23 protein-coding genes and 1 pseudogene are annotated in these 19,163 nt (G+C 47.5%); 20 read left to right on the top strand and 4 right to left on the bottom strand.

What is annotated here, in order from left to right; all coding sequences use genetic code 11:
- Positions 1-148: 148 nt before the first annotated feature.
- From cntE to IDH41_RS17505, 6 genes are all read left to right on the top strand, one after another.
- Entirely contained in the window at positions 149-1,369 is a 1,221-nt protein-coding gene (gene cntE / locus IDH41_RS17530) for a staphylopine family metallophore export MFS transporter CntE (protein ID WP_397328129.1), read from the top strand.
- Positions 1,351-1,845 carry a GNAT family N-acetyltransferase gene (locus IDH41_RS17525; protein WP_223829806.1) on the top strand — a complete coding sequence of 165 codons (495 nt, stop codon included), beginning with the start codon at positions 1,351-1,353 and terminating at the stop codon, positions 1,843-1,845. Before cntE ends, IDH41_RS17525 begins: the two co-directional genes overlap by 19 nt.
- A 187-nt stretch (positions 1,846-2,032) precedes the next feature.
- Positions 2,033-3,214, top strand: a complete 1,182-nt coding sequence (locus tag IDH41_RS17520; RefSeq protein WP_190863253.1) for a serine hydrolase domain-containing protein — start codon at positions 2,033-2,035, stop codon at positions 3,212-3,214.
- A 32-nt stretch (positions 3,215-3,246) separates the two neighbouring features.
- Positions 3,247-3,786 carry a LytTR family DNA-binding domain-containing protein gene (locus IDH41_RS17515; protein ID WP_190863252.1) on the top strand — a complete coding sequence of 180 codons (540 nt, stop codon included), beginning with the start codon at positions 3,247-3,249 and terminating at the stop codon, positions 3,784-3,786.
- Between the two features lie 10 nt (positions 3,787-3,796).
- Entirely contained in the window at positions 3,797-4,246 is a 450-nt protein-coding gene (locus IDH41_RS17510; protein WP_190863250.1) for a hypothetical protein, read from the top strand.
- Between the two features lie 58 nt (positions 4,247-4,304).
- Entirely contained in the window at positions 4,305-4,871 is a 567-nt protein-coding gene (locus tag IDH41_RS17505; protein WP_190863270.1) for a DinB family protein, read from the top strand.
- A 152-nt stretch (positions 4,872-5,023) separates the two neighbouring features.
- Here the strand turns inward: IDH41_RS17505 and IDH41_RS17500 are convergent.
- Together IDH41_RS17500 and IDH41_RS17495 are read right to left on the bottom strand one after the other, a co-directional pair.
- Positions 5,024-5,487 (bottom strand): annotated as a pseudogene (locus tag IDH41_RS17500) (phage tail protein).
- Positions 5,488-5,509: 22 nt separating this feature from the next.
- Entirely contained in the window at positions 5,510-5,989 is a 480-nt protein-coding gene (locus IDH41_RS17495; protein WP_190863248.1) for a GyrI-like domain-containing protein, read from the bottom strand.
- 112 nt (positions 5,990-6,101) lie between these two features.
- On the opposite strand from IDH41_RS17495, the gene IDH41_RS17490 reads away from it, so the two are divergent.
- Positions 6,102-7,064: a helix-turn-helix transcriptional regulator gene (locus tag IDH41_RS17490; protein WP_190863247.1), complete on the top strand. Its 963-nt coding sequence runs from the start codon at positions 6,102-6,104 to the stop codon at positions 7,062-7,064.
- A 119-nt stretch (positions 7,065-7,183) separates the two neighbouring features.
- Here IDH41_RS17490 and IDH41_RS17485 read toward each other — a convergent pair whose 3' ends face one another.
- A complete protein-coding gene (locus IDH41_RS17485; RefSeq protein WP_190863245.1) occupies positions 7,184-7,465 on the bottom strand; it encodes a hypothetical protein in 282 nt (93 codons plus the stop codon).
- Between the two features lie 854 nt (positions 7,466-8,319).
- On the opposite strand from IDH41_RS17485, the gene IDH41_RS17480 reads away from it, so the two are divergent.
- The 6 genes from IDH41_RS17480 (at position 8,320) to IDH41_RS17455 (ending at position 13,498) form a co-directional block, all read left to right on the top strand.
- Positions 8,320-8,823: a CBO0543 family protein gene (locus IDH41_RS17480; RefSeq protein WP_190863243.1), complete on the top strand. Its 504-nt coding sequence runs from the start codon at positions 8,320-8,322 to the stop codon at positions 8,821-8,823.
- Positions 8,824-8,841: 18 nt separating this feature from the next.
- Entirely contained in the window at positions 8,842-9,417 is a 576-nt protein-coding gene (locus IDH41_RS17475; RefSeq protein WP_190863241.1) for a DUF421 domain-containing protein, read from the top strand.
- A gap of 161 nt (positions 9,418-9,578) precedes the next feature.
- Entirely contained in the window at positions 9,579-10,058 is a 480-nt protein-coding gene (locus tag IDH41_RS17470; RefSeq protein WP_190863239.1) for a MerR family transcriptional regulator, read from the top strand.
- A 24-nt stretch (positions 10,059-10,082) separates the two neighbouring features.
- Positions 10,083-10,526, top strand: a complete 444-nt coding sequence (locus IDH41_RS17465) for an SRPBCC family protein (RefSeq protein ID WP_190863238.1) — start codon at positions 10,083-10,085, stop codon at positions 10,524-10,526.
- Between the two features lie 422 nt (positions 10,527-10,948).
- Positions 10,949-11,947, top strand: coding sequence for a zinc-dependent alcohol dehydrogenase (locus tag IDH41_RS17460; RefSeq protein WP_190863236.1), 999 nt, complete (start codon positions 10,949-10,951; stop codon positions 11,945-11,947).
- Positions 11,948-12,109: 162 nt separating this feature from the next.
- The gene (locus tag IDH41_RS17455; protein WP_190863234.1) at positions 12,110-13,498 is read left to right on the top strand and encodes an extracellular solute-binding protein; all 1,389 of its coding nucleotides are present in this window, start codon (positions 12,110-12,112) and stop codon (positions 13,496-13,498) included.
- An 11-nt stretch (positions 13,499-13,509) separates the two neighbouring features.
- Here the strand turns inward: IDH41_RS17455 and IDH41_RS17450 are convergent, their stop codons facing one another.
- Positions 13,510-14,376, bottom strand: coding sequence for an SDR family NAD(P)-dependent oxidoreductase (locus tag IDH41_RS17450; protein WP_190863233.1), 867 nt, complete (start codon positions 14,374-14,376; stop codon positions 13,510-13,512).
- A gap of 150 nt (positions 14,377-14,526) precedes the next feature.
- On the opposite strand from IDH41_RS17450, the gene IDH41_RS17445 reads away from it, so the two are divergent.
- The 7 genes from IDH41_RS17445 to IDH41_RS17415 all read left to right on the top strand — a co-directional run bounded on the left by IDH41_RS17445 (position 14,527) and on the right by IDH41_RS17415 (position 19,073).
- The gene (locus IDH41_RS17445) at positions 14,527-14,880 is read left to right on the top strand and encodes a winged helix-turn-helix transcriptional regulator (protein ID WP_223829805.1); all 354 of its coding nucleotides are present in this window, start codon (positions 14,527-14,529) and stop codon (positions 14,878-14,880) included.
- Positions 14,881-15,035: 155 nt separating this feature from the next.
- The gene (locus tag IDH41_RS17440) at positions 15,036-15,524 is read left to right on the top strand and encodes a hypothetical protein (RefSeq protein ID WP_190863229.1); all 489 of its coding nucleotides are present in this window, start codon (positions 15,036-15,038) and stop codon (positions 15,522-15,524) included.
- A 129-nt stretch (positions 15,525-15,653) separates the two neighbouring features.
- Positions 15,654-16,502 (top strand): AraC family transcriptional regulator, encoded by an 849-nt coding sequence (locus IDH41_RS17435; RefSeq protein WP_190863227.1) that lies wholly within the window; start codon positions 15,654-15,656, stop codon positions 16,500-16,502.
- A gap of 288 nt (positions 16,503-16,790) precedes the next feature.
- Positions 16,791-17,093: an AbrB/MazE/SpoVT family DNA-binding domain-containing protein gene (locus IDH41_RS17430; protein ID WP_190863225.1), complete on the top strand. Its 303-nt coding sequence runs from the start codon at positions 16,791-16,793 to the stop codon at positions 17,091-17,093.
- Positions 17,090-17,425 (top strand): type II toxin-antitoxin system PemK/MazF family toxin, encoded by a 336-nt coding sequence (locus IDH41_RS17425; protein ID WP_190863224.1) that lies wholly within the window; start codon positions 17,090-17,092, stop codon positions 17,423-17,425. The genes IDH41_RS17430 and IDH41_RS17425 overlap by 4 nt, the downstream gene beginning before the upstream one ends.
- Positions 17,426-17,500: 75 nt before the next feature.
- Positions 17,501-18,250 (top strand): class I SAM-dependent methyltransferase, encoded by a 750-nt coding sequence (locus IDH41_RS17420; RefSeq protein ID WP_190863223.1) that lies wholly within the window; start codon positions 17,501-17,503, stop codon positions 18,248-18,250.
- Positions 18,251-18,347: 97 nt separating this feature from the next.
- Complete coding sequence (locus tag IDH41_RS17415) at positions 18,348-19,073, top strand: class I SAM-dependent methyltransferase (protein WP_190863222.1); 726 nt, start codon at positions 18,348-18,350, stop codon at positions 19,071-19,073.
- Positions 19,074-19,163: the final 90 nt, after the last annotated feature.

Genomic DNA, 19,163 nt, shown 5'->3' with positions numbered 1-19,163 from the left:
TCTTCTGTTCCTCTCTCCGACAAAGGTTCTAAGCTTCTGAGTTTAAGTAACACGATTTGACGGCAATATTTTTGCAAGACTCAAGTATCTAAATAGGAATGCAGATAGCCCATTGTAAGATGGAGGGAGCCTATGATAGAATTCATCGTTGTATCGATCCAGTCTTGGTAAAGGAAAGGTTGTATGTATCATAAAAACAGGTCCGCTCTCTAGAGAAATGCTTCAGATGTATGCACTAGCGCTTCTATTTTTTACAGCCAATTCAGTCTTGACTGTCATTTTCCCTTTACAGGCAGCGGAGCATGGCCTCAGGGAAGGTGAAATTGGCATCATGATGGGACTGTACATGTTATTCTGTATGATCCTGCGTCCCTGGGCAGGTCAAATGATTGCCAAGTATAGCGTCTTAACGATCATGAAATGGCTCTTAGCAGGTCATGCGCTAGCCTTGCTTATATACGTTTGGTTAGGTGTGGAGAGCTTATATATCGTCCGTGCACTTCAAGGGATCGTGACGGCATTCTTCTCGATGTGTATGCAAATCGGTGTGGCTGATATATTGAGAGAGGAAGATCGAGGACAAGGCTTGTCTATGTATTCTTTATCTTCTGTGCTGCCGAGCTTGTATGGACCTGCGTTGGCTCTCCTGCTTTGGAACCCCTATGACTATTCCTATATCCTGCTTCTGATCGGAGTTTTGGCTGTGTTGCCGCTTTTCTTGTTATATGGCGCTCCACTGCCAGCAACGACAGTGGATAAAGGTACATTTACTTTCCGCGAGATGATTGCCGCTTTTATGGTTGCTTGTCGACAACGAAGTTTACTGGTTTCTGTTATTGTCATGCTCATCGGCGCATGTATTTTTGGTGCGATTTCAACCTTTTTGCCGCTGTATATGGTGACGACAGGCGATGGGAATGCGGCACTGTATTTATTTGTTCAGGCTCTTGTTGTGGTGCTGAGCCGGTTCTTGCTTCGACGATCGATCCCTTCTGACGGGAAGTGGTATCCGACATTTATGTCACTCGTATTCATGAGCTTGATTATTGGAACAATCTTATTGGGATTGCTGCCGCTGATCGGCGGCTTCATCTATGTGTCGGCCATCTTTAACGGGTTGGCTACAGCCTTGCTTTACCCAACGATTGTTACGTATTTGTCCTTTGCTATTCCCAAAGAATCTAAGCATATCTTGCTTGGTATTTTTCTTGCTTCCTATGATCTAGGCTTTGCTCTTGGCGGTTTAGTGATGGGATTTGTGATACAATCAAGTTCCTTTTCATCGATGTTTTTCATTTGTTCGATGATGGGTCTAATAGCCATTGTGTTCATACAAAAGGAGAATGATGATTGGAAATTGTCAGGGTAGGCATACAGGAAAAAGAGGAAACTGTGAAGTTTGTTATGAACATGCGAAAAGAAGTATTCCCGATGCTCGATCCTAACGTGATACCTATGGATTTGATGAACTTTGAGGCGAATTATATGGAGCCGTCGTCAGGCGGAGCATTTTTTATTGCGGTGTACGAACAAACAGGCATCGTAGGTTCGATCGGTATCGTGCCTTTCGATGATCGCTTCCAGGCTATTCAAGGATTATATGCATCAGGCACTGCTGCCGAGGTCGTCAAATGTTATGTCGATAATCGGTATAGAAGGCAAGGAGTAGGAACGAAGCTTGTCGGCAAAGCGTTGCAATACATCGAGGAAACAGGCTATCTTGCGGCTTATTTGCATACACACCGGTTTTTGCCTGGAGCGGTTTCGTTCTGGCAGCGCCATGGATTCCAGATTATTGCGGAGCAGAATGACGATTGGCAGCTCGTGCATATGGGCAGCGGATGAAGGGAAAGCGCTTGAAATTGATGTCGCGTCATTTTGTAAAATGGAGTAAAGCCCGTTGCACACCGATAAACCCCAAAAAAGTCGTCATACCCTCGAATATTGACCACATGGCTGTAAAGCGTTCCTTAATTTCAAACCACCGATTAGATTAATGTATGAAATGTGCATGAAGCGAAAGGTGGTTCATATGAAAAAAGGAATGCGAATCGCGGTTGGCGTCATCATTTTAGCTGGAATCGGATTTGGCGTATTCGCCTACCTCAACAGGCCGATCTCGAAAGAAGAGGTTACGGAAAAAATCGAACAGCATTTAACAAATGTACTTGAAAAAAACGAGTCGCTATCCAGCGCGTTATTGACCATTTCTTCTGACCAGACCGGTTACTTCGAACAATTTGCGGTAGGTACGAAAAATCACGCCTCGAATGAGCCGGCTCGAACCGACAGTCAATATCACGCAGCCAGCGTCGGCAAGACGATGTGTGCCGCTGTCTACGGCATGTTAGTTGACGAAGGTAGGATCAGCTTTGACGACAAAATAAACTCCTGGCTGGATGCGGACGTTCTTGAGGGTTTATTCGTGATAGACGGCACGGATTACAGCGATCAGGTAACGTTGAGGCACTTGCTGACTCATACATCGGGAATCGGCGACTATTTTGAAGGTCCGGTAACAAGCGGGAAGCCTTTATTAGAGATGATCGCGGCTAACCCGGAGCTATCCTTCACCCCGGAAGAGCTGATTGCATTTACTCGAGAAAATCAGCATCCTGTCGGGCGTCCCGGGCAACAATATTATTATTCGGATACGGGATATATTTTGCTTGGCCTTATTCTGGAAGCGATCGAGGGGAAACCGTATTCGGCTATTCTGGAAGAACGAATATTCGAGCCCCTGGACATGGACGACAGTTATTTAATGTTCTACCAGGATGAACCGGCGGATATTCTCGGGATCTATCTGAACGGCATTGATCTTAGCGGCAGGAACGCTTTATCGGTTGACTGGTCGGGCGGCGGTGTTGTGACCACGATGGATGATTTGCTTGCGTTCATGAAAGCTTTGGAAGACGGGACTTTGCTTTCCGATGAAGGGTATGGACAGATGAAGACCTTTCATCACCGCTATGACAAAGGGATCTATTACGGCATGGGCATGATGTATTTCGACTTCAGCGAGCTGTCATTCCTGTTAAGCTCCATGACGGATGTGTATGGCGGCGTCGGCGCTACGGGCACCTATGTCTTATATGATGAAGAAAAGGACACCTTATTTGTCGCTAACTTCGGATCGCTTGATTTTGCGGAGAAGGGCATCGAAGAATTGGTAAAAATAAGAATGATCTATGATAGAATGAAGGTTGAATAAATCATTCCGATGCGGTTATTGGGAGACACCTGATGGTTCAACTATTGTGTTCGAATAGAGTATATGAGAAGTTGAAGCAGGAATTATCGAAATACCAAATCGATATCAAGCAGGACAGTGATTTGGTGCTCGTGGAGAGCGGATTTGACCTCCCAAGAGAAAAGCTTTGCGTTGTATTTGAAGCGATCGATTACATGGATGTGATTAAGCTCCTCGTTTCCGGCGCTCGGGGAGACCTCCATTTTACGAATACGGTTACCGGCTTAAGCGATAATAAATTTGCGGTTATTGAACCAAGGGATGTTATATATATAGAAGCGGGTTCGGACGGTCTTCTGGCGCACACCAAGTCCAAGCCTTACAGTATCAAAGAAACCTTGCAATATTACGAGAGCCTATGGGCAGCCAGAGGATTTATTCGAATCAATAAATCGCAGATCGTTAACTTGCTGCATGTCAAAGAAATCGTGCCTTGGTTTAACTCCCGATACGTCCTTCGAATGGATAATCACGCAGAATTGGAAGTATCAAAAATGTTCTCAAAAAAGCTTAGGAACACACTCAACATATAGGAGAACCGGCATGGAGAAAATTCATTTCGAAAATTGCGTAAAATCGTTTTTTCTAGGTCTCTTCATCGGCGTGATCCTACAGTTGTTTGACCATTCGGATATGCTGTTCGAATATCAAGTTTTGACGGTATTAGCGAGCGGAAGCGTAGGCTTCCTTATCGGACTCGTTACGGAATGGCTAACCTCCATCCTCCCGATTCGTATGGCCAACGCCCGAACGTACTTCTTTATGAACAACTTGATTGCATTGGTCGTTGCAACGATTATAATGGCAGCCTTATACATGATCACAAGCAGCGAAATGGAGAGCAAGCGGGAGTTCATGCCCATCTTACTGATCGTGCTCGGTATGATCTGTATAGCAAATTTATTTGATTATATGATGTATCGGCGGGCTCAAAATAAATTAAAAACCTATCAGGCATCAATGGAATCATTGAAGCATGAGGGCACCGATTGAATGATAAGGTGCGGAAGGAGGAAGCGCTAAGGTGTTCGACCTACAAGGAGAAGCCAGTATGTCGCCCATTGCCGGCATGTTATATTCCGCGGTGAAAGAAAACAGTCAGCGACTGCAAGCAATCACGTCCGGCATGTCGCAGGATGAAGTGGATTACAGGGGTCCCCGGAATAACTCGAATAGTACCGCACAATTAATCAAGCATATCCTGTATGTGGATCTGAATTGGATCTATCGAATGAAAGGGGAGCCGCTTCCGCAGGCGCTAAAGGAACGACACGGCCCCATGATCGATGCCAGTAACAGGCTTCCGATGGTACAGGGCCAATCCTTGAACACGCTGATGTCTGATTATGAAGACGTGTTAACCATGCTGAAGGAGACCTGTACGCAATTAAAGGATGCCGATCTCGATAAAGTCGTCACCTTCGGTCATGACAATGAGAAGCGGGCGACCATTCGCTGGGGATTGTGGCATATGGCGGACCATAGCCGTTATCATCAGGCTCATATTAATCTGCTGCGAAAATGGTACCGTGAGAATGCGCAACCGGGCTTATACATGCCCTTCTGTTGGCATTCTCCTGGTTTTCCTCGCCTGCCTTTGCTGAAAAGTGGTTACTGATTGATAGGAAAAGAGAGTTTGAAGGGGTCTGGAAGCTGGTTGAAGCGGGGATATTGGCATAACAGCGATACAGACAGTGCGGAGAACCGTACCCTAAGTAAAAAAGAACAGCACCCTCTATTTTTATAGAGAAGTGCTGTTTTTGCTCTTCCTTAATATTCCCCTTTAATCACAAAAAACGATCCGCGAATGGTGCCAGCCAGCTTGGACTTCTGTCTGGCGAACTTAAACTTCCCTTCTAACTCCAAGGGAACTTCCATTCCCTCGGAGAGCTTAAACCCAACCGCGCGCTTCTTGGGGTCATCCACCGTATACATGACGTTGACCGCTAGGCCATCTTCATAGAAGACGAAGGCCCACTGGATATTTTCCACTTGAAAACGTGACGTTTCCAAAGGTTTGGCCGCAATGCGATGCCCCGTTCTTCCTTCAAAATCCGGTTTACGTATGCAAGAGTCTCCTGACTTTCGGCAGCGGGTGTAACCGTAAATTCATGTTTGTATTTGTTCATGAAGTAGCGGGCTTCATTGGCGCGTAATCCGGCCAGCGCTTCTTGTACAGGCGAAGATTCGAAACCGCTCGTGGACATCTGCTTAAAATCTACAGCGTAGGACATGACCATTCCTCCAGTATCCTGTTTATTTCCTGACAACGGGAATCCACACTTCACCGAATACTTGACCGTCACGCTGCCCCATCTCGACCGTCGCGTTCGGTCCGCCGACATAGGCGAAGTCTTTGGCTTCCGGCAGAACTTGACCGAAGGCGATTCCGGTCAGCGTATTGCTGAGCGCATCGGCCGACGCGGCTTCCCCTTTGACAACGAGGTACTCTCCCTTAGGAAATTGAATGACACGTGTTGCTTCTGGCAACGTTGCATCCGTCATGACGCCGGCATAATGCATCAACTTTTGATTCACCGCTTCGTTGACGGCGAAAATGTAGTCATTTGCGGCTACCGCCTTTAAAGCGTCAAGTCGTCCATCTTGTTTGACCGCTTGCCAGAAGTCCAGCTTCTCCTTGTTGATGCCGGCGTAGTCGTTATAATCGCTCTTCAGATCCGTTCCCATTCCTACAACGGTAAAGCTTTCTTTTTCTTCAAGGGTATAGTTTGCCATTTTTTCATCCATCCTTTTTCTAAAATTTTTTAAAAGTGATTTTCCTTTTCGCTTGCTGAGTTTATAATAGCCTTTAATCATGTCAGAAAATGATACTGTTTAGGAGGCCGCGATGAAAAAAGTGGAGCGGATCAATATCATCATGCGGTATATCAACAACCGCGCATCCTTCACCATTTCGGAAATCATGCGGGAATTTAACATCTCCCGTTCGACCGCTATCAGGGATATCAGAGAAATCGAAGCCATGGGGATGCCGCTTGTCGCCGAGGTTGGCAGGGATGGGGGCTATTTTGTCATGAATAATTCGGTCCTGCCGACCGTTCGTTTTACCGATAATGAGATTAAGGCTCTCTTTATTGCCTTTATGGCCACAAGAAATCAACAGCTCCCTTATCTGAAGAGCCGTCAGTCGTTGGCGGAGAAATTATTAGGACTTATTTCGCAGAACCAGCAAGATGACTTAGTTCTCTTAAATCAAATGTTGCTGTTTGAAGGGACCAACCCGAATAATCCGGACCTGCTGGAGCTGTCGGACCTTCCCCATCCTATACTAGAGAAGCTTATCCAAATCCTTCTATTGGACAGCTGCTTATTGATCACGGTCAAAGAAGGGAACGCAATAAAGTCGTATCCCATTTATCTCTTGCACCTTTATCGTGAAAAAAGCTTTTGGCTGATTGAAGGCTTTGACTTAAACGAGGAAAAAAGACAAATTTTTTCCGTCGATCACCTCGCCGATGTAGAACCGTACTCCACGAATAAGAGGTTAAGTCGAAAAAAGATAATGGAGAAGCTAAGCAAGCAGGAGGAAGCGATCAATCTTGTCCTGGAGCTTGGTCCCCAAGCGATTGCCCAGTTCAAAAAGTACCATCCTTTACAAGCTTCTATCTTCTTTATCGATCCTTTCCAAACCAGAGCCCTTCTCAAAATGCACATCAAAGTTAGCCATTCGGAAGAGCTGGACGAAATAACCAATTGGCTGCTTTTCCTGGGTAGGGATATCAAGGTCAGGGAGCTGCCGAAAGAAATGGGAGAAGGATTGCAACAGAGAATACATCTATACGATCCGTAAGGATAAAAGGAGACGAAATAACACAGCCCGAGGGCTGCGTTATTTCAGCGGAATAGAGAAAGGGAAGGATATCGGGGCGCATGAAGACGGAGAGTGAATTTTAGATGACTATCGCTCGTTCAAGCGGAACTCCGGAACAAAAATTTATGGTGCTCGTATCGAATCTGCCATTTCGTATGCGGGCGATTTTGCGAGTCTTTCTGCAAAGAGAGGAATGGCAGCGGCTTATCGTAAATTTGCATCTGCCTATTCGGCAAGGCGGCTGCCGTTTGTTTCATCCTCATATGCCCTTCAAAAGAAGAAATAAGAACAAGACATGCCGTAACCGTATCAAACAGTTTAATACCGACTTGTTTAATGCTTATCATAATATTCCATAATAAGAAAAGAATTGTTTTCATGGTTATTATCCCTCCCAAATGATCTGGTTAACTTCATTACACCAACGACTAATTGTGTCGTGTTCGGTTAAGCGGAGTTCTGGAATAACATTCGATTATTCTCGCACCAAATCTGCCATTCGGAACGCGGGCTGCGCTGCGTGCTTTTCTGTATGGGGATAACTGACGGCGGTATCATAGTATTCTGTTGCCTATCGGGTAAGACGGTTGTCGGTTGCTTCTGAACCAAGTACGCTTCGAACGAATAGACTCTTCCAAGACAGTCAGTTTTACTTGTATCCGATTGTTTGGCCATATCTCGTTTGACTACCATCATAAGTTTTAAGATAAAGAATAAAATAGTTTCCATTCTATTCCCTCCAAACTGTTTTAAGAGTTAACTAGATTGTATCAGGCTCGCTACGGAATTTCTGTCGAGTTATAAACCGGATCTAAAAAAATATTTAGACAAAAATCTTTGTCCGAACGTCGGCCCCTGCAGTAAGCTTGATTTGCTTCAAAAGGTAAAGAGGATAGGAGGAAACCGCTTGATTTGGTTGACTTTCAAATGATTTGCGATCGATCAACGATTACGTTCATGGCGATGATAGCTTAAAAGGATTGGAAGCCTTTAAAACAAAAATCGAGATCTTCATGTAATAATGTGTTGTAGCATTATGTTGGAAAAAGAGTCAAGCTATTATGGACAAAACTAGCAGCGCCGGGCAAACGGGTTCTTGTCATTTAGTCGCGGCACCGGACTTGTACGACGTCGTTGCATACTGGCGCATATAAAGGCGGATAATACAATTGGGTAAACTTCCCTGCAAAATCCTTTACGGAAGCTAAAGGACTTCAATTATGAAAAAAGGTGGATGGATAAGTTGCATGTTGCAATAGGTCTCTGGACGATATTGGCTGTATGGCGTTGGGGAGATTGGAGAAATTGGAAAAAGTACTACCCAACCATGCTCTATATGTCCTTAGGTGCTTGCGTGTATTTATTTTTATACGGACAAGATGCTCTCTGGAATCCAAGACCCTCTTTGCTGCTTGACAAGCAAAATGAGCTTTTGTATTTATTCGTAATTATGCCTTGCTCTGCTTTGCTTTACCTTTCAAATTTTCCAGCCAAGCTGAAAAGCAAGCTCATCCATATTTCAAAATGGATTCTTATTTACATCTTGGTCGAATGGATTGGATACCTCTTTCATGAGATTACCTATAATAGCGGATGGAATTTATGGTGGTCGCTTGTTTTTGACATGATCATGTTTCCGATGCTTATACTGCACCACAGGAGACCGCTTTTAGCATTGGTTCTAAGCGTTTTTGCCGCAATGGGGTTAATGGCTTTTTTTCCTCCGCATTGGGGTTAATGAAAGGAGTAAGTACCTATGGATTTAGCTTGGATTTGGAAATCCGCCGTCCTGATCATAGCGGGAATGATCCTTTTGCGTATAGCAGGAAGAAAATCGATCTCCCAGATGAGTGTAGCGACGACCGTTATCATGATTTCGATTGGCACGACCATTGTTCAGCCGATTGCCAATAATCACCTTTGGAAAGCAATCGGCTCTGCGGCGGTATTCATTATTTCATTAATCATAATTGAATATTTTCAACAAAAATTCGATTGGTTCGAAAAACTTATGAGTGGGAGCTCCAAGGTCGTTATTGAAAACGGGCAAATCATGCAAAAGAACCTTCGGGGCATTCGTATGACTGTCGACCAGCTTGAAATGCGCCTAAGACAAAAAGGTGTTGAAAATATTAGCGATGTTAAAACCGCTACAATAGAACCTAATGGTCAAGTAGGATATGAATTAATGAGACATGCCAAACCGGTTACAATCGGAGAATTAGAACGTATACTTGGCTTGAAACCGGAAGCAACTATAAAAGAAAGCACGCTTTTCAAGGAAGTTAGCGAAAATCACCATCCGACCTCAATCGATCCTAACCTGCAGTAAAACGCATCTCGAAAGCGAGATCCGGCCGATCCGATCGATTCGTTTCTGGATCTGATTTTTTTATAGGGAAATCAATTTTTTGGGTTGCACCTTACGTAACGTCATCTTTTATAATAAAGCTATCTACCGGTAACCAGTTAGCGCTAACGAAGGAGTTTCATATGAAACGATATTGGAAGGTGGGAGACCTTGCCAGACTGACAGGGCTGACCGTGCGAACGTTGCGATTCTACGATCAGATCGGCTTGTTCGCGCCATCGGGCCAGACGGAGTCCGGTCACAGGCTGTACGATGAAGCCGACCTGTCGCGACTGCAGCAGATTTTGTCGCTGAAGGAACTCGGCTTATCGCTGGAGGAGATCAAGTCGGCTCTTAACGACGGACAGTTCAGCCCGCTGGAGATCGTCAACCTGCAAATCGCCCGGATCAAGGAACAAATCAAGCTGCAGCAATCGCTCCTTGACCAGCTTCAGCATGTATCCAAGTCGATGCAGGGGAAGGAGCCGCCGGCGGTCGAAGACTTCACCGAGCTTTTGCAAGCGATGAAGAAGAGCCACGAGAAGCTGGTCGTCGAGCGTCGGACAAGCTGGGAGCACCGTCTGGATGGACTGGGCGCTTTTCTTGCCGGGGAAGAGGAATAATCGAAATTTAAGGAGGACTAACAAATGACCGAACGATTCGTTAAACACGCCACCTTCGTTGTAGAGCGGACTTACGCCGCAACGCCTGCGAAGGTCTACCAAGCATGGGCCGATCAAGCTGCCAAAGAAAAATGGTTCTCGAAGCCCGAAATTTTCGAATTCCGCGTCGGAGGACGCGAATACAGCCGCGGAGGTCCGCCGGAGGGGCCCGTCTTCACGTTTGACGTGTGCTACCAGGAGATTGTCCCGGAGCAGCGCATCGTCTACAGCTACACGCTGGATTCGGGCGACACGCGCATGTCCGTATCGATCACGACGGTCGAGCTCATCAAGGTCGACGGCGGCACGAAGCTGGTCTTCACCGAGCAAGGAGCCTTCTTCGACGGGCTTGATACGCCGGAGATCCGCGAGCATGGAACGAATGCTATGCTGGATGCGCTGGGCAAATCGCTCGAGCAAGAGGCATAGCGATGACGATGCCGGAGGAGTACCGCCTGGTACCCCTCCGGCATTTGCCGTTGCAGACAGCATGGATAACCGTATCAGTACGCCTTGCGCCATGGGCACCTTGAGCTGAAGCATCCGAGGATACAAAGGCACAACCCCTTTTGGCAAAATAAGTTATCCTTAGTATGAGTGGTATTTGTTGGAGGTATGCAAATGAAATACGCCCTTTCGCCGGCCGTTATACTTGGCAAGCGAAGGGGTGTATTTTGTTATCGCGGACTTCATTCCTTCGATGTCTTGAACATCCGTTATGAATTAGATATAATGCAGTCATATGGTAATCTTAATTGTTAACAGCGTTTTTCTTGTTTATTAGAATGTAATTATCAACTAGATGTTGTGCATAACGTAAAGGTCTGTCAAAAAGAAAATGGAGGTGCAGGATGAAAAGCGTCGTAGCCTACGAACGACAGGTGCAAATTATCGAGAGCGAGAAGCCGCTCATCAAGCCGAATCACGTGCTCATGAAAACCAGCTATTCCATGGTAAGCCCCGGCACGGAATTAACGATCATCAATCGGAGCGGAGCGGCGCAAAGCAAGCTCGGGTACAGCGCGTCCGGCATTGCGGCGGAGGTCGGCGACGGGGTGACGGATATTCGCGTCGGCCAGCAGGTCGCTTGCTACGGCGCGCCGTACGTGAACCATTCGGAATATTTGCTGGTGCCCAAGCAGTTGATCGCCCCCGTTCCCGACCATGTCTGCCTGAAGGAGGCTTCGGCCGCCGGTCTTGGCGCGATTGCCATCCACGGCTTGCGCCAGTCGGGTCTCGTATTCGGCGAATGCGCGATCGTCGTCGGTCTCGGCGTCATCGGCCAGCTGATCGCCCGAATCGCCCATGCCGCCGCCGTTAAGGTGATCGCCATCGATTTGTACGAGGAGCGGCGGAAGACGCTTCGGGAGTTGGCAGGCATTACGGTATGCGCGAGCTTCCAGGAGGTGGAGGAGGCCATTGGCGGCGTGACGAATCCTATCGGCGCGGACGCCGTCCTTCATTGCGCCTCCGGCCCGCAGAAGGAGCTGCTGGATCGCAGCTTCGATTGGATCCGCGATCGCGGGAAGATCGTCATCGTCGGGGATATGGCGATGGATTTCAGCCGCGGCCAAATGTTCAAGAAGGAAGCGGACGTCGTCATTTCCCGGGCTGGTGGGCCGGGGAGGTACGACGCGGAATACGAAAGGGAGGGGCGCGACTATCCGATCGGATTCGTCAGATGGACGGAAGGCCGCAATATGAGGGAATATATCCGCCTCTTGTCGGAAGGGCGTATAGCGGCGGGCTCGCTCATTACGACGCAAGTGTCTCTGCCTCACGCGGCGGATATTTACCGGGATTTTACGTCCAGGCCGGACCGGATTCTCGGAGCGATCATCTCGTACTGAGCTTCATGCAGCGCAGCGCAGGCGTCCGTTCGCGGGCGCCTTTTTTGCGATTGGCGTCTCTCCATGATGCGGCGGCCGCCTGCGCCCTGCCATCGGCGCTCTTGCAAGCGGGCTCCGGTTTGTGTATGATGCGGATGAAAATAGGGATCGGAGGTCGGGCGAATGTCGGACAAGCCAAGCAGAAAAACGTTCAGGACGCGGCTCGAAGAGATGATACGGACGCTGAGGGAGCAGATTATGGCCGGGCATTACGCGGTGGGCGAGTATTTGCCTTCGGAGCTGGATTTGAGCCTGAAGTTCCAGCTCAGCAACAATTCCGTCCGCAAAGGCCTCGACGTATTGGTAGAGGAAGGATGGGTAGAGAAAATTCCGAGAGTCGGCAACCGGATCAAGCCTCCTTCCAGCGAGGATCAAATCGTCATCCGGCTCGGCTATTATCCGATTATGGATACGCAGGCGGAGCTTTCTTCTTTACTGGAGCAATTTCAGAAGCGGCATCCTCATATTCGGGTTCAACCGATTCAGATCAGCGACGACCGGGGGTATGTGCGGGATTTGCTGGCCCACGACATGATCGACATGGTCATGATGAACACGTATTTGTATCAGGACCTTGTGGAGGAACAGGCGGTAGACATGCTGGAGCCGCAAGAACCGTTCGAAGAGCTGTACCCTTTTCTGAAAAAAGCATTTCAATATAAAGACGAGCTGCATGCCCAGCCGTTCGTCTTCTCTCCGGTTATTCTTTGTTATAACCGGGAGCACTTCGCCGAACTCCAGCTCCCGGAGCCGGACAGCGGCTGGACATGGGACGATCTGATCGCAAGCGCGTCCAAGCTGGCGATCCGGAACGAGCGGTTCGGCTTTTATTATCACCTGCTCAGTCCGAACCGGTGGATCCTGTTCCTGCTACAGAGCGGGGAAGCGTTCCGGAGAGACGAGGACGGACGATACCGCGTTCATGAGACGCGGCTGCTGGACGGCATCGAGAAGGTGCGGGACATTCTGTATGAGCCCGGCGTGTATCCGCTTCTGTTGTCCGCAAGCAGCAGGGAGGCGGAGAGGCTGTTCAAGGAGCGTCAAGTATCGATCATCATGACGACGTACTTTTCCATTAACAGCCTGAAGGAAGCGGATTTCGAATTCGACGTGGCGCCGCTTCCTCATTTGAACAGCTTGAACACGATCAATCTGACGATCGGCCTTGCGATTCACAAACGGTCAAAGGTGAAAGCCGCGGCCAAACAGCTCGTCGATTTCCTCGTATCGGACGATGCGCAGCGCGTTATCCGGAAGGAAACGTTCAGCATCCCGGCCCATAAGCAAGCGGCGCAGCGGACCGGGCAGCCGGTCTATCCGACCCGCTATCAGATGTACAAGGAGATTATTCCAAGCTTCAGCACGTATACCGACACGGGGCTGACGCTGAAGCAGCTGGAGGACATGCTGTCGGAGTGCAAGCTCTATTGGTCGGGTCTTCGGAGCAAAGAGAAGCTTGCCGCCGCAATCGAAGAGCTGTTGAATCAGGACCGGACCGGGCGAAATGCATAGGCCCGGTTCTTTTACGTTATGTTGAAATTCCCGTATTGCCGCTTAATGAGCTCCAACGTGAGGCGAACAAGCCTGTCGGATTGCTCGAGATAGGGGATCATTTGAGCCGCATCGAGTTTTTTGTTTCGTTTATAAGCCGTCAGCGACTCTTCAGGCGGCGAATGTACGAATCGAAGAATCGGTTCTATGGCCTTTTCGGCAGGCAGTCCGATTATGTTGTACATCAGCTTGACCAGCCGTTGAAGGAGCTTGTGGTCGAACGCTTCCGTCGCCCCTTTGGTTTGAACGGCTCCGGGATTGAACAGAAGATATTTGATATTCATATCCGCCGCGCTTTGGGCAAATGCCGCGCCCAGCAGGTTGTTGAGCCTGCTGCCGTGCATAATGGCTTTTATGCTGTTGAAGGGCCGCAGCGTCCGCAGCTGCAAATCCTCCCAATGAACGCCCCCTTTGACGCCGGGAGCGCAGACGTTAATAATAAGCGGGGCCGCGCTGCCGCGAAGCAGTCCTCGAAGCTGGAAGCTCAGAATAAATCGGCTTAAGTAATACAAAGCGAAATGATGCTCGAATCCTTCCTCCGTCTCCCGGTACACGCTGCTGAATTTTTGCGATTGCGCGCAGAGCAGCAGTAGATCGATTCGGCTTTCTTTTGCGCTTAGTTCATCGACGATCCGAATATTTTCTGAGACCAGGCTTAAATCGGCTTGGAGGAAGAGGAAGGCGTTCTCCCGGTTCGACTTGGCTGCCTCCAGACGCAACGCTTCGCCCTTCTCGGCACTTCGGCCGATAACGATGACCTGATCCCCGTTACGAATATAATGCAGGGCAAGCTGTCTTCCAATCCCGTCGGTTCCTCCGGTTATGACGATCGTACGCATTGCGATTTCCTCCTGGCGGTATATTTTGTTCCATGTTCGAATTGATACCAAGTATAATGAAAGCAGCAGATAGGCGAAAGAAGGCACTTTTTTCTTATTTAGTTTGCTTCAATGAAGCTGCTTACGATAAGTAATCGCGAGGTGAATCGAATGTATACGGACAGCCAGAGGGAAGAATGCTCGGCTTCCATGGGGGAAGCGATGCAGATGATGGGGAGCAAATGGATCTTCTGGGTCATCGGCGAGCTGGCCGCTTCTCCTCGTCGATTCAATGAACTGAGGAGGAGCCTGGGCCAAATCAGCACCAAATCGTTAACCGACGTATTGCGGACGTTGGAGCAGACCCATATCGTTCAGCGCGAGGTGTTCGCGACCGTCCCCGTAACCGTCGAATATTCCTTAACGGACAAGGGAATGGATTTCCTTCGGGTGTACTCCGCGATGCATGGCTGGGGAGAGAAGTGGAAGGACTATGCGGTTCAAGCTCAAGGGGATCATAAATAGAAAACACTCAAATTGCTTTATAAGGGTCGGGGGTTAATATAAGGGGACGTAATTTTACAGCTTAAGAGGCTGCCGGAATATCCGGTGGCCTCGTTAAGTGATTGGGCAGTTTAATGCAACAGGACATCTTCAAGGCGCGAGAGGAGTCGCAACGAATGAGACAAGTAAATATGCTGCTGTCGCTTGTCATTATGATTATGCTTGCCGGCTGCGGCGGAGACGGGAAGGCTGAATCATCCGAAGCCTATAGTTATTTAAAAAACAAAGGGTACCAAAATGTAAAGTGGCATGGCGATGGCGTGCAATATGTATTGAACGAGGAAATGCTGACCCGTATGCCGGATATGGTCGAATGGGGACTAATGGAAGGCATTGATCCAGCCGATTATATCGGCAAAACCATAGAGGTAGAGCGATTTAAGGCGATTGGAAGCCTAGCGATTGAGGGAGAATTTATCGCCTCGGTGTTTCTTACTGACGGCAAGCCGATCGGCGGCACCGAAACGGTTGTAGACATAAATGGGGATGGCATGTTCACGGAGGATGGCATGTTCTCGCTCCCTAGCGGCAAGCCGCTGCGGAGTATAAGTGGCAAGTCATTCGAGGAGTGGCAGCGCGACTGGCTGGACCGGTACGGCGGGTGACAAGAATACATCGGATTAGTTGGGATCGATCCTAAGGGGGATGTGAACGATGCTGACTATTTCGTGCAGGAAATGCAAGGCAAGTCATATTTATTTGCGATAGTATTTAACTCGAAGGGAGGGAGAACGATGGATTGGTTGGAGAGGATGAATAGCGCCATGGATTATATCGAAACGAATTTGGCGGACAATATCTCATATGATGACATAGCGCAAATCGCCTGTTGCTCTACGTATCATTTTCAAAGAATGTTTCCGTTCATTACCGGAATCTCGTTATCCGAGTACATCCGGCGTCGACGATTGACATTGGCGGCTTTTGAACTGCAGACAACCGATGCAAGGGTGATCGATGTAGCCATGAAATATGGATACCAGTCACCGGAAGCGTTCGCACGGGCGTTCAAGAATCTCCATGGGATCATGCCGATATCTGCGCGCGATAAAGGCATGTCTTTAAAGGCCTATCCTCGAATGTCCTTTCATATCTCAATAAAAGGAGATGTCGAGATGAATTACCGGATTGAACATAGAGAATCTTTTGAGATGTTCGGCGTTTATGGTCTCGTTAGTCAGGATTTGCAAACGGCATTTATTGAGGTTCCTCGGTTCCGTAAACAATGTGATGAAGACGGCAGTGTGGATCTAATGAACGAGCTACTGGGGCGGTTTGGCAATACCGTGTTGCACGCTGCCTTATTTGATCACACGGGAGAATCATTCAAGTACATGATAGGTTATCATTTGCCGAAGGGGCTTGAAATTCCAGAGAGATTTACAAAGCTTTCTGTCCCGGCATTAACATGGGCTATTTTCCCGGAGCCGCAATGTGATTTGCAAAAACTATGGGAACGAATATATTCCGAGTGGTTTCCGATATCTGGATACGAACAGGTTGAGGGTCCTCAATTCGAAATGTACTATGGAATGCCCGGGCATACACAGGTTGAGATCTGGATACCAGTAAAGAAAAAGTAGCGGTCGTGCTACGGGTACGATAGCGAAGTGACTATGTCAGGAGCAGGCACCGCGGTGCCTGCTCCTGATCGTTGAAGTAATGGGAGTTTAGCGTAATGAATTGCAGACGATTTTTATAGTAAAATTAATAAAATCTGTTAGGGTGGTGAGGAAGAATGCAACATCTTCTTTCCTCTGAAGAACGAATGAAATTCATCTCAAGTATTCATAATATAGTCGTCCTTCGGTATCGAACGAATGGTTTTTGTATATCATATGTATATACGGTTTGAAGGAGGTGGGGTATAATTGGATCATAACAAAGGAAAGGACATGATTCTAATGACAACTGCAACGCTCAGTAAATGGGGTAACAGTTGCGCAATCCGGATTCCGAATCAATTACTAAAGCGCCTTAACCTGGAAGAAGGTGCGGAACTTCAGATCATCGTCACACCGGATAACGATCTTCTACTTCGCCCTACGATAAAACCGCTAGAATCGAACGAGGAACTGCGGGCTCACTTGAAACTGCTGCTCTCGAAAATGAAGCCGGCTTCGCAGCGTCATGAAGAGATTGACTTCGGAATTGAAGGAGACGAACTGATTTGACCATTCCAGCACGCGGCGATCTAGTGTGGCTTGACTTTGATCCGCAAGCCGGACATGAACAAGCAGGCCGACGTCCCGCAATCGTATTATCTGAAGCAGATTTTAATGATTTAACTGGTTTTGCTCTCGTATGTCCGATCACGAATCAAGTAAAGGAGTACCCTTTTGAGGTGGCTCTTCCGGACGGACTCGTATTTACCGGTGTCGTCCTTACGGATCAATTGAAAAGCTTGGACGTGAATAAGAGCAGAATTAAAATCGCGGGTAACGTCGACGTTGAATCAGAATGTATGAAAGCCGTTCTTCGCAATACTCGATCTATTTTGGCATAAGAAAATCCCTTCGTTTCCGAAGGGACTTTTCTTATGTTGAGGCTTTTTATTATCTCATTGGAGGATTGAGAATAAATGAACGAATTAGTATACAGGAACTTTTACGAACGCTGTGGAAGCTTAAACGGATGGGACTTTAGCAAAGTCAGGTCTGCATCCGAGGGAGCAAAATGGGATTTTTATCATGAAGTTTCCCAAAGATGCAAGAAATCGGACATTTTGTTGGACATAGGTACTGGTGGCGGAGAAGCTTTATTGTCAATCACTGAGGCAGCCTTACTATTAGTGGGAATAGACAGTTCGGTCGGAATGCTTGAAGCCGCAAATGCTAACTTGAAATCCTCGAGGATTTCCAATGTTCGTATTTTGCAAATGGATGCTGACAAACTAGATTTCCCTCATGAGTTTTTTAACGTGGTATCTTCTCGTCATGCACCAATTAATTCGGAAGAAGTGGCAAGAGTTTTAGTAGATGACGGAATATTTCTAACGCAGCAAGTAAGCGAAGATGATAAAATTAACATCAAAAATGCTTTTGGAAGAGGTCAATCATTTGGTATTCAGGACGGAACGTTAAAAAATAATTATATTACAGAATTGCGTGAAGCAGGGTTCCATAATATTCAAGCGTTTGATTGTGACGCAACGGAATGGTACCAATCCTACGAAGATTTAATATTCTTACTGAAGCACACTCCGATCATTCCGAACTTTGGCCAAAGCGAAAACGACTTTGCTATACTTGATAAGTTCATTGGAGAGCATAAAACGAAAAAGGGGATCATGACCAATTCAAAACGCTTCATGATCATAGCAAGAAAATAAGGTGAAACTGCCCCTGTTCATTGAACTTACTGACTGTAATGTTTAACTATAACTGATAAATACGAAATAACAAAGTTGTCGGGGAGGATACATGGATATGGCTGACAGAATATTCGAAGAGTCAAGGCTTGCAGATGTTTACGATTTATTTGATTCGGCAGAACGTCCGGATCTTGCCCCGTATATCGAGATGACGCACGAATTCGGCGCTCAATCCGTGATAGATATTGGTTGTGGTACCGGTATCCTTGCTTGTCGACTTGCGGCACTTGGTAAAGATGTCACTGGCGTCGATCCAGCCGCTGCCTCTCTTGATGTAGCAAGACGAAAGGCTTTTGCAGATCGGGTCAGATGGATTCATGGAACAACTGAGATACTCTCTGGAGTTCAATCGGATCTAATCACGATGACTGGAAACGTCGCCCAAGTCTTTGTCACTGACGAAGAGTGGATCGCAACACTTCGTAAATGTCGCGATGTCATTCAACCTGGTGGACGGCTCGTATTCGAGGTTCGGAACCCTTCGAAGGAAGCTTGGAAGGACTGGAATCGTGAGCAGACGTATCAAGTGGTTAATGTGCCGGACATTGGAAGAATAGAAAAGTGGGTGGATCTCATCGATGTACAACTACCGCTAGTTTCGTTCCGTCAAACCTTTGTATTTCAGAAGGACGGGACGGTACTGACTTCGGATTCGACATTGAGGTTCCGGAATAAGTTCGAGATCATAGACTCCTTACGATCCGCTAACTTCCATGTCGATGATATTCGAGATGCGGTTGACCGGCCAGGACTCGAATTCGTCTTCATCGCTCGCCGTTAATGCTAAATGTGGACATTATCACGCTAAATTGCAGGATAGCGTAATGGAGCTTGTAGGAAATTCCCGCTGTCATGCCTTCAGTTCTAGCTA

Origin of the sequence: Paenibacillus arenilitoris, from assembly GCF_014705655.1 — a bacterium.
In the GTDB taxonomy this organism is placed as follows: Bacteria; Bacillota; Bacilli; order Paenibacillales; family Paenibacillaceae; genus Pristimantibacillus; species Pristimantibacillus arenilitoris.
The sequence above is the reverse complement of the archived record's forward strand: the minus strand, read 5'-3'. Positions and strand labels throughout refer to the sequence as shown.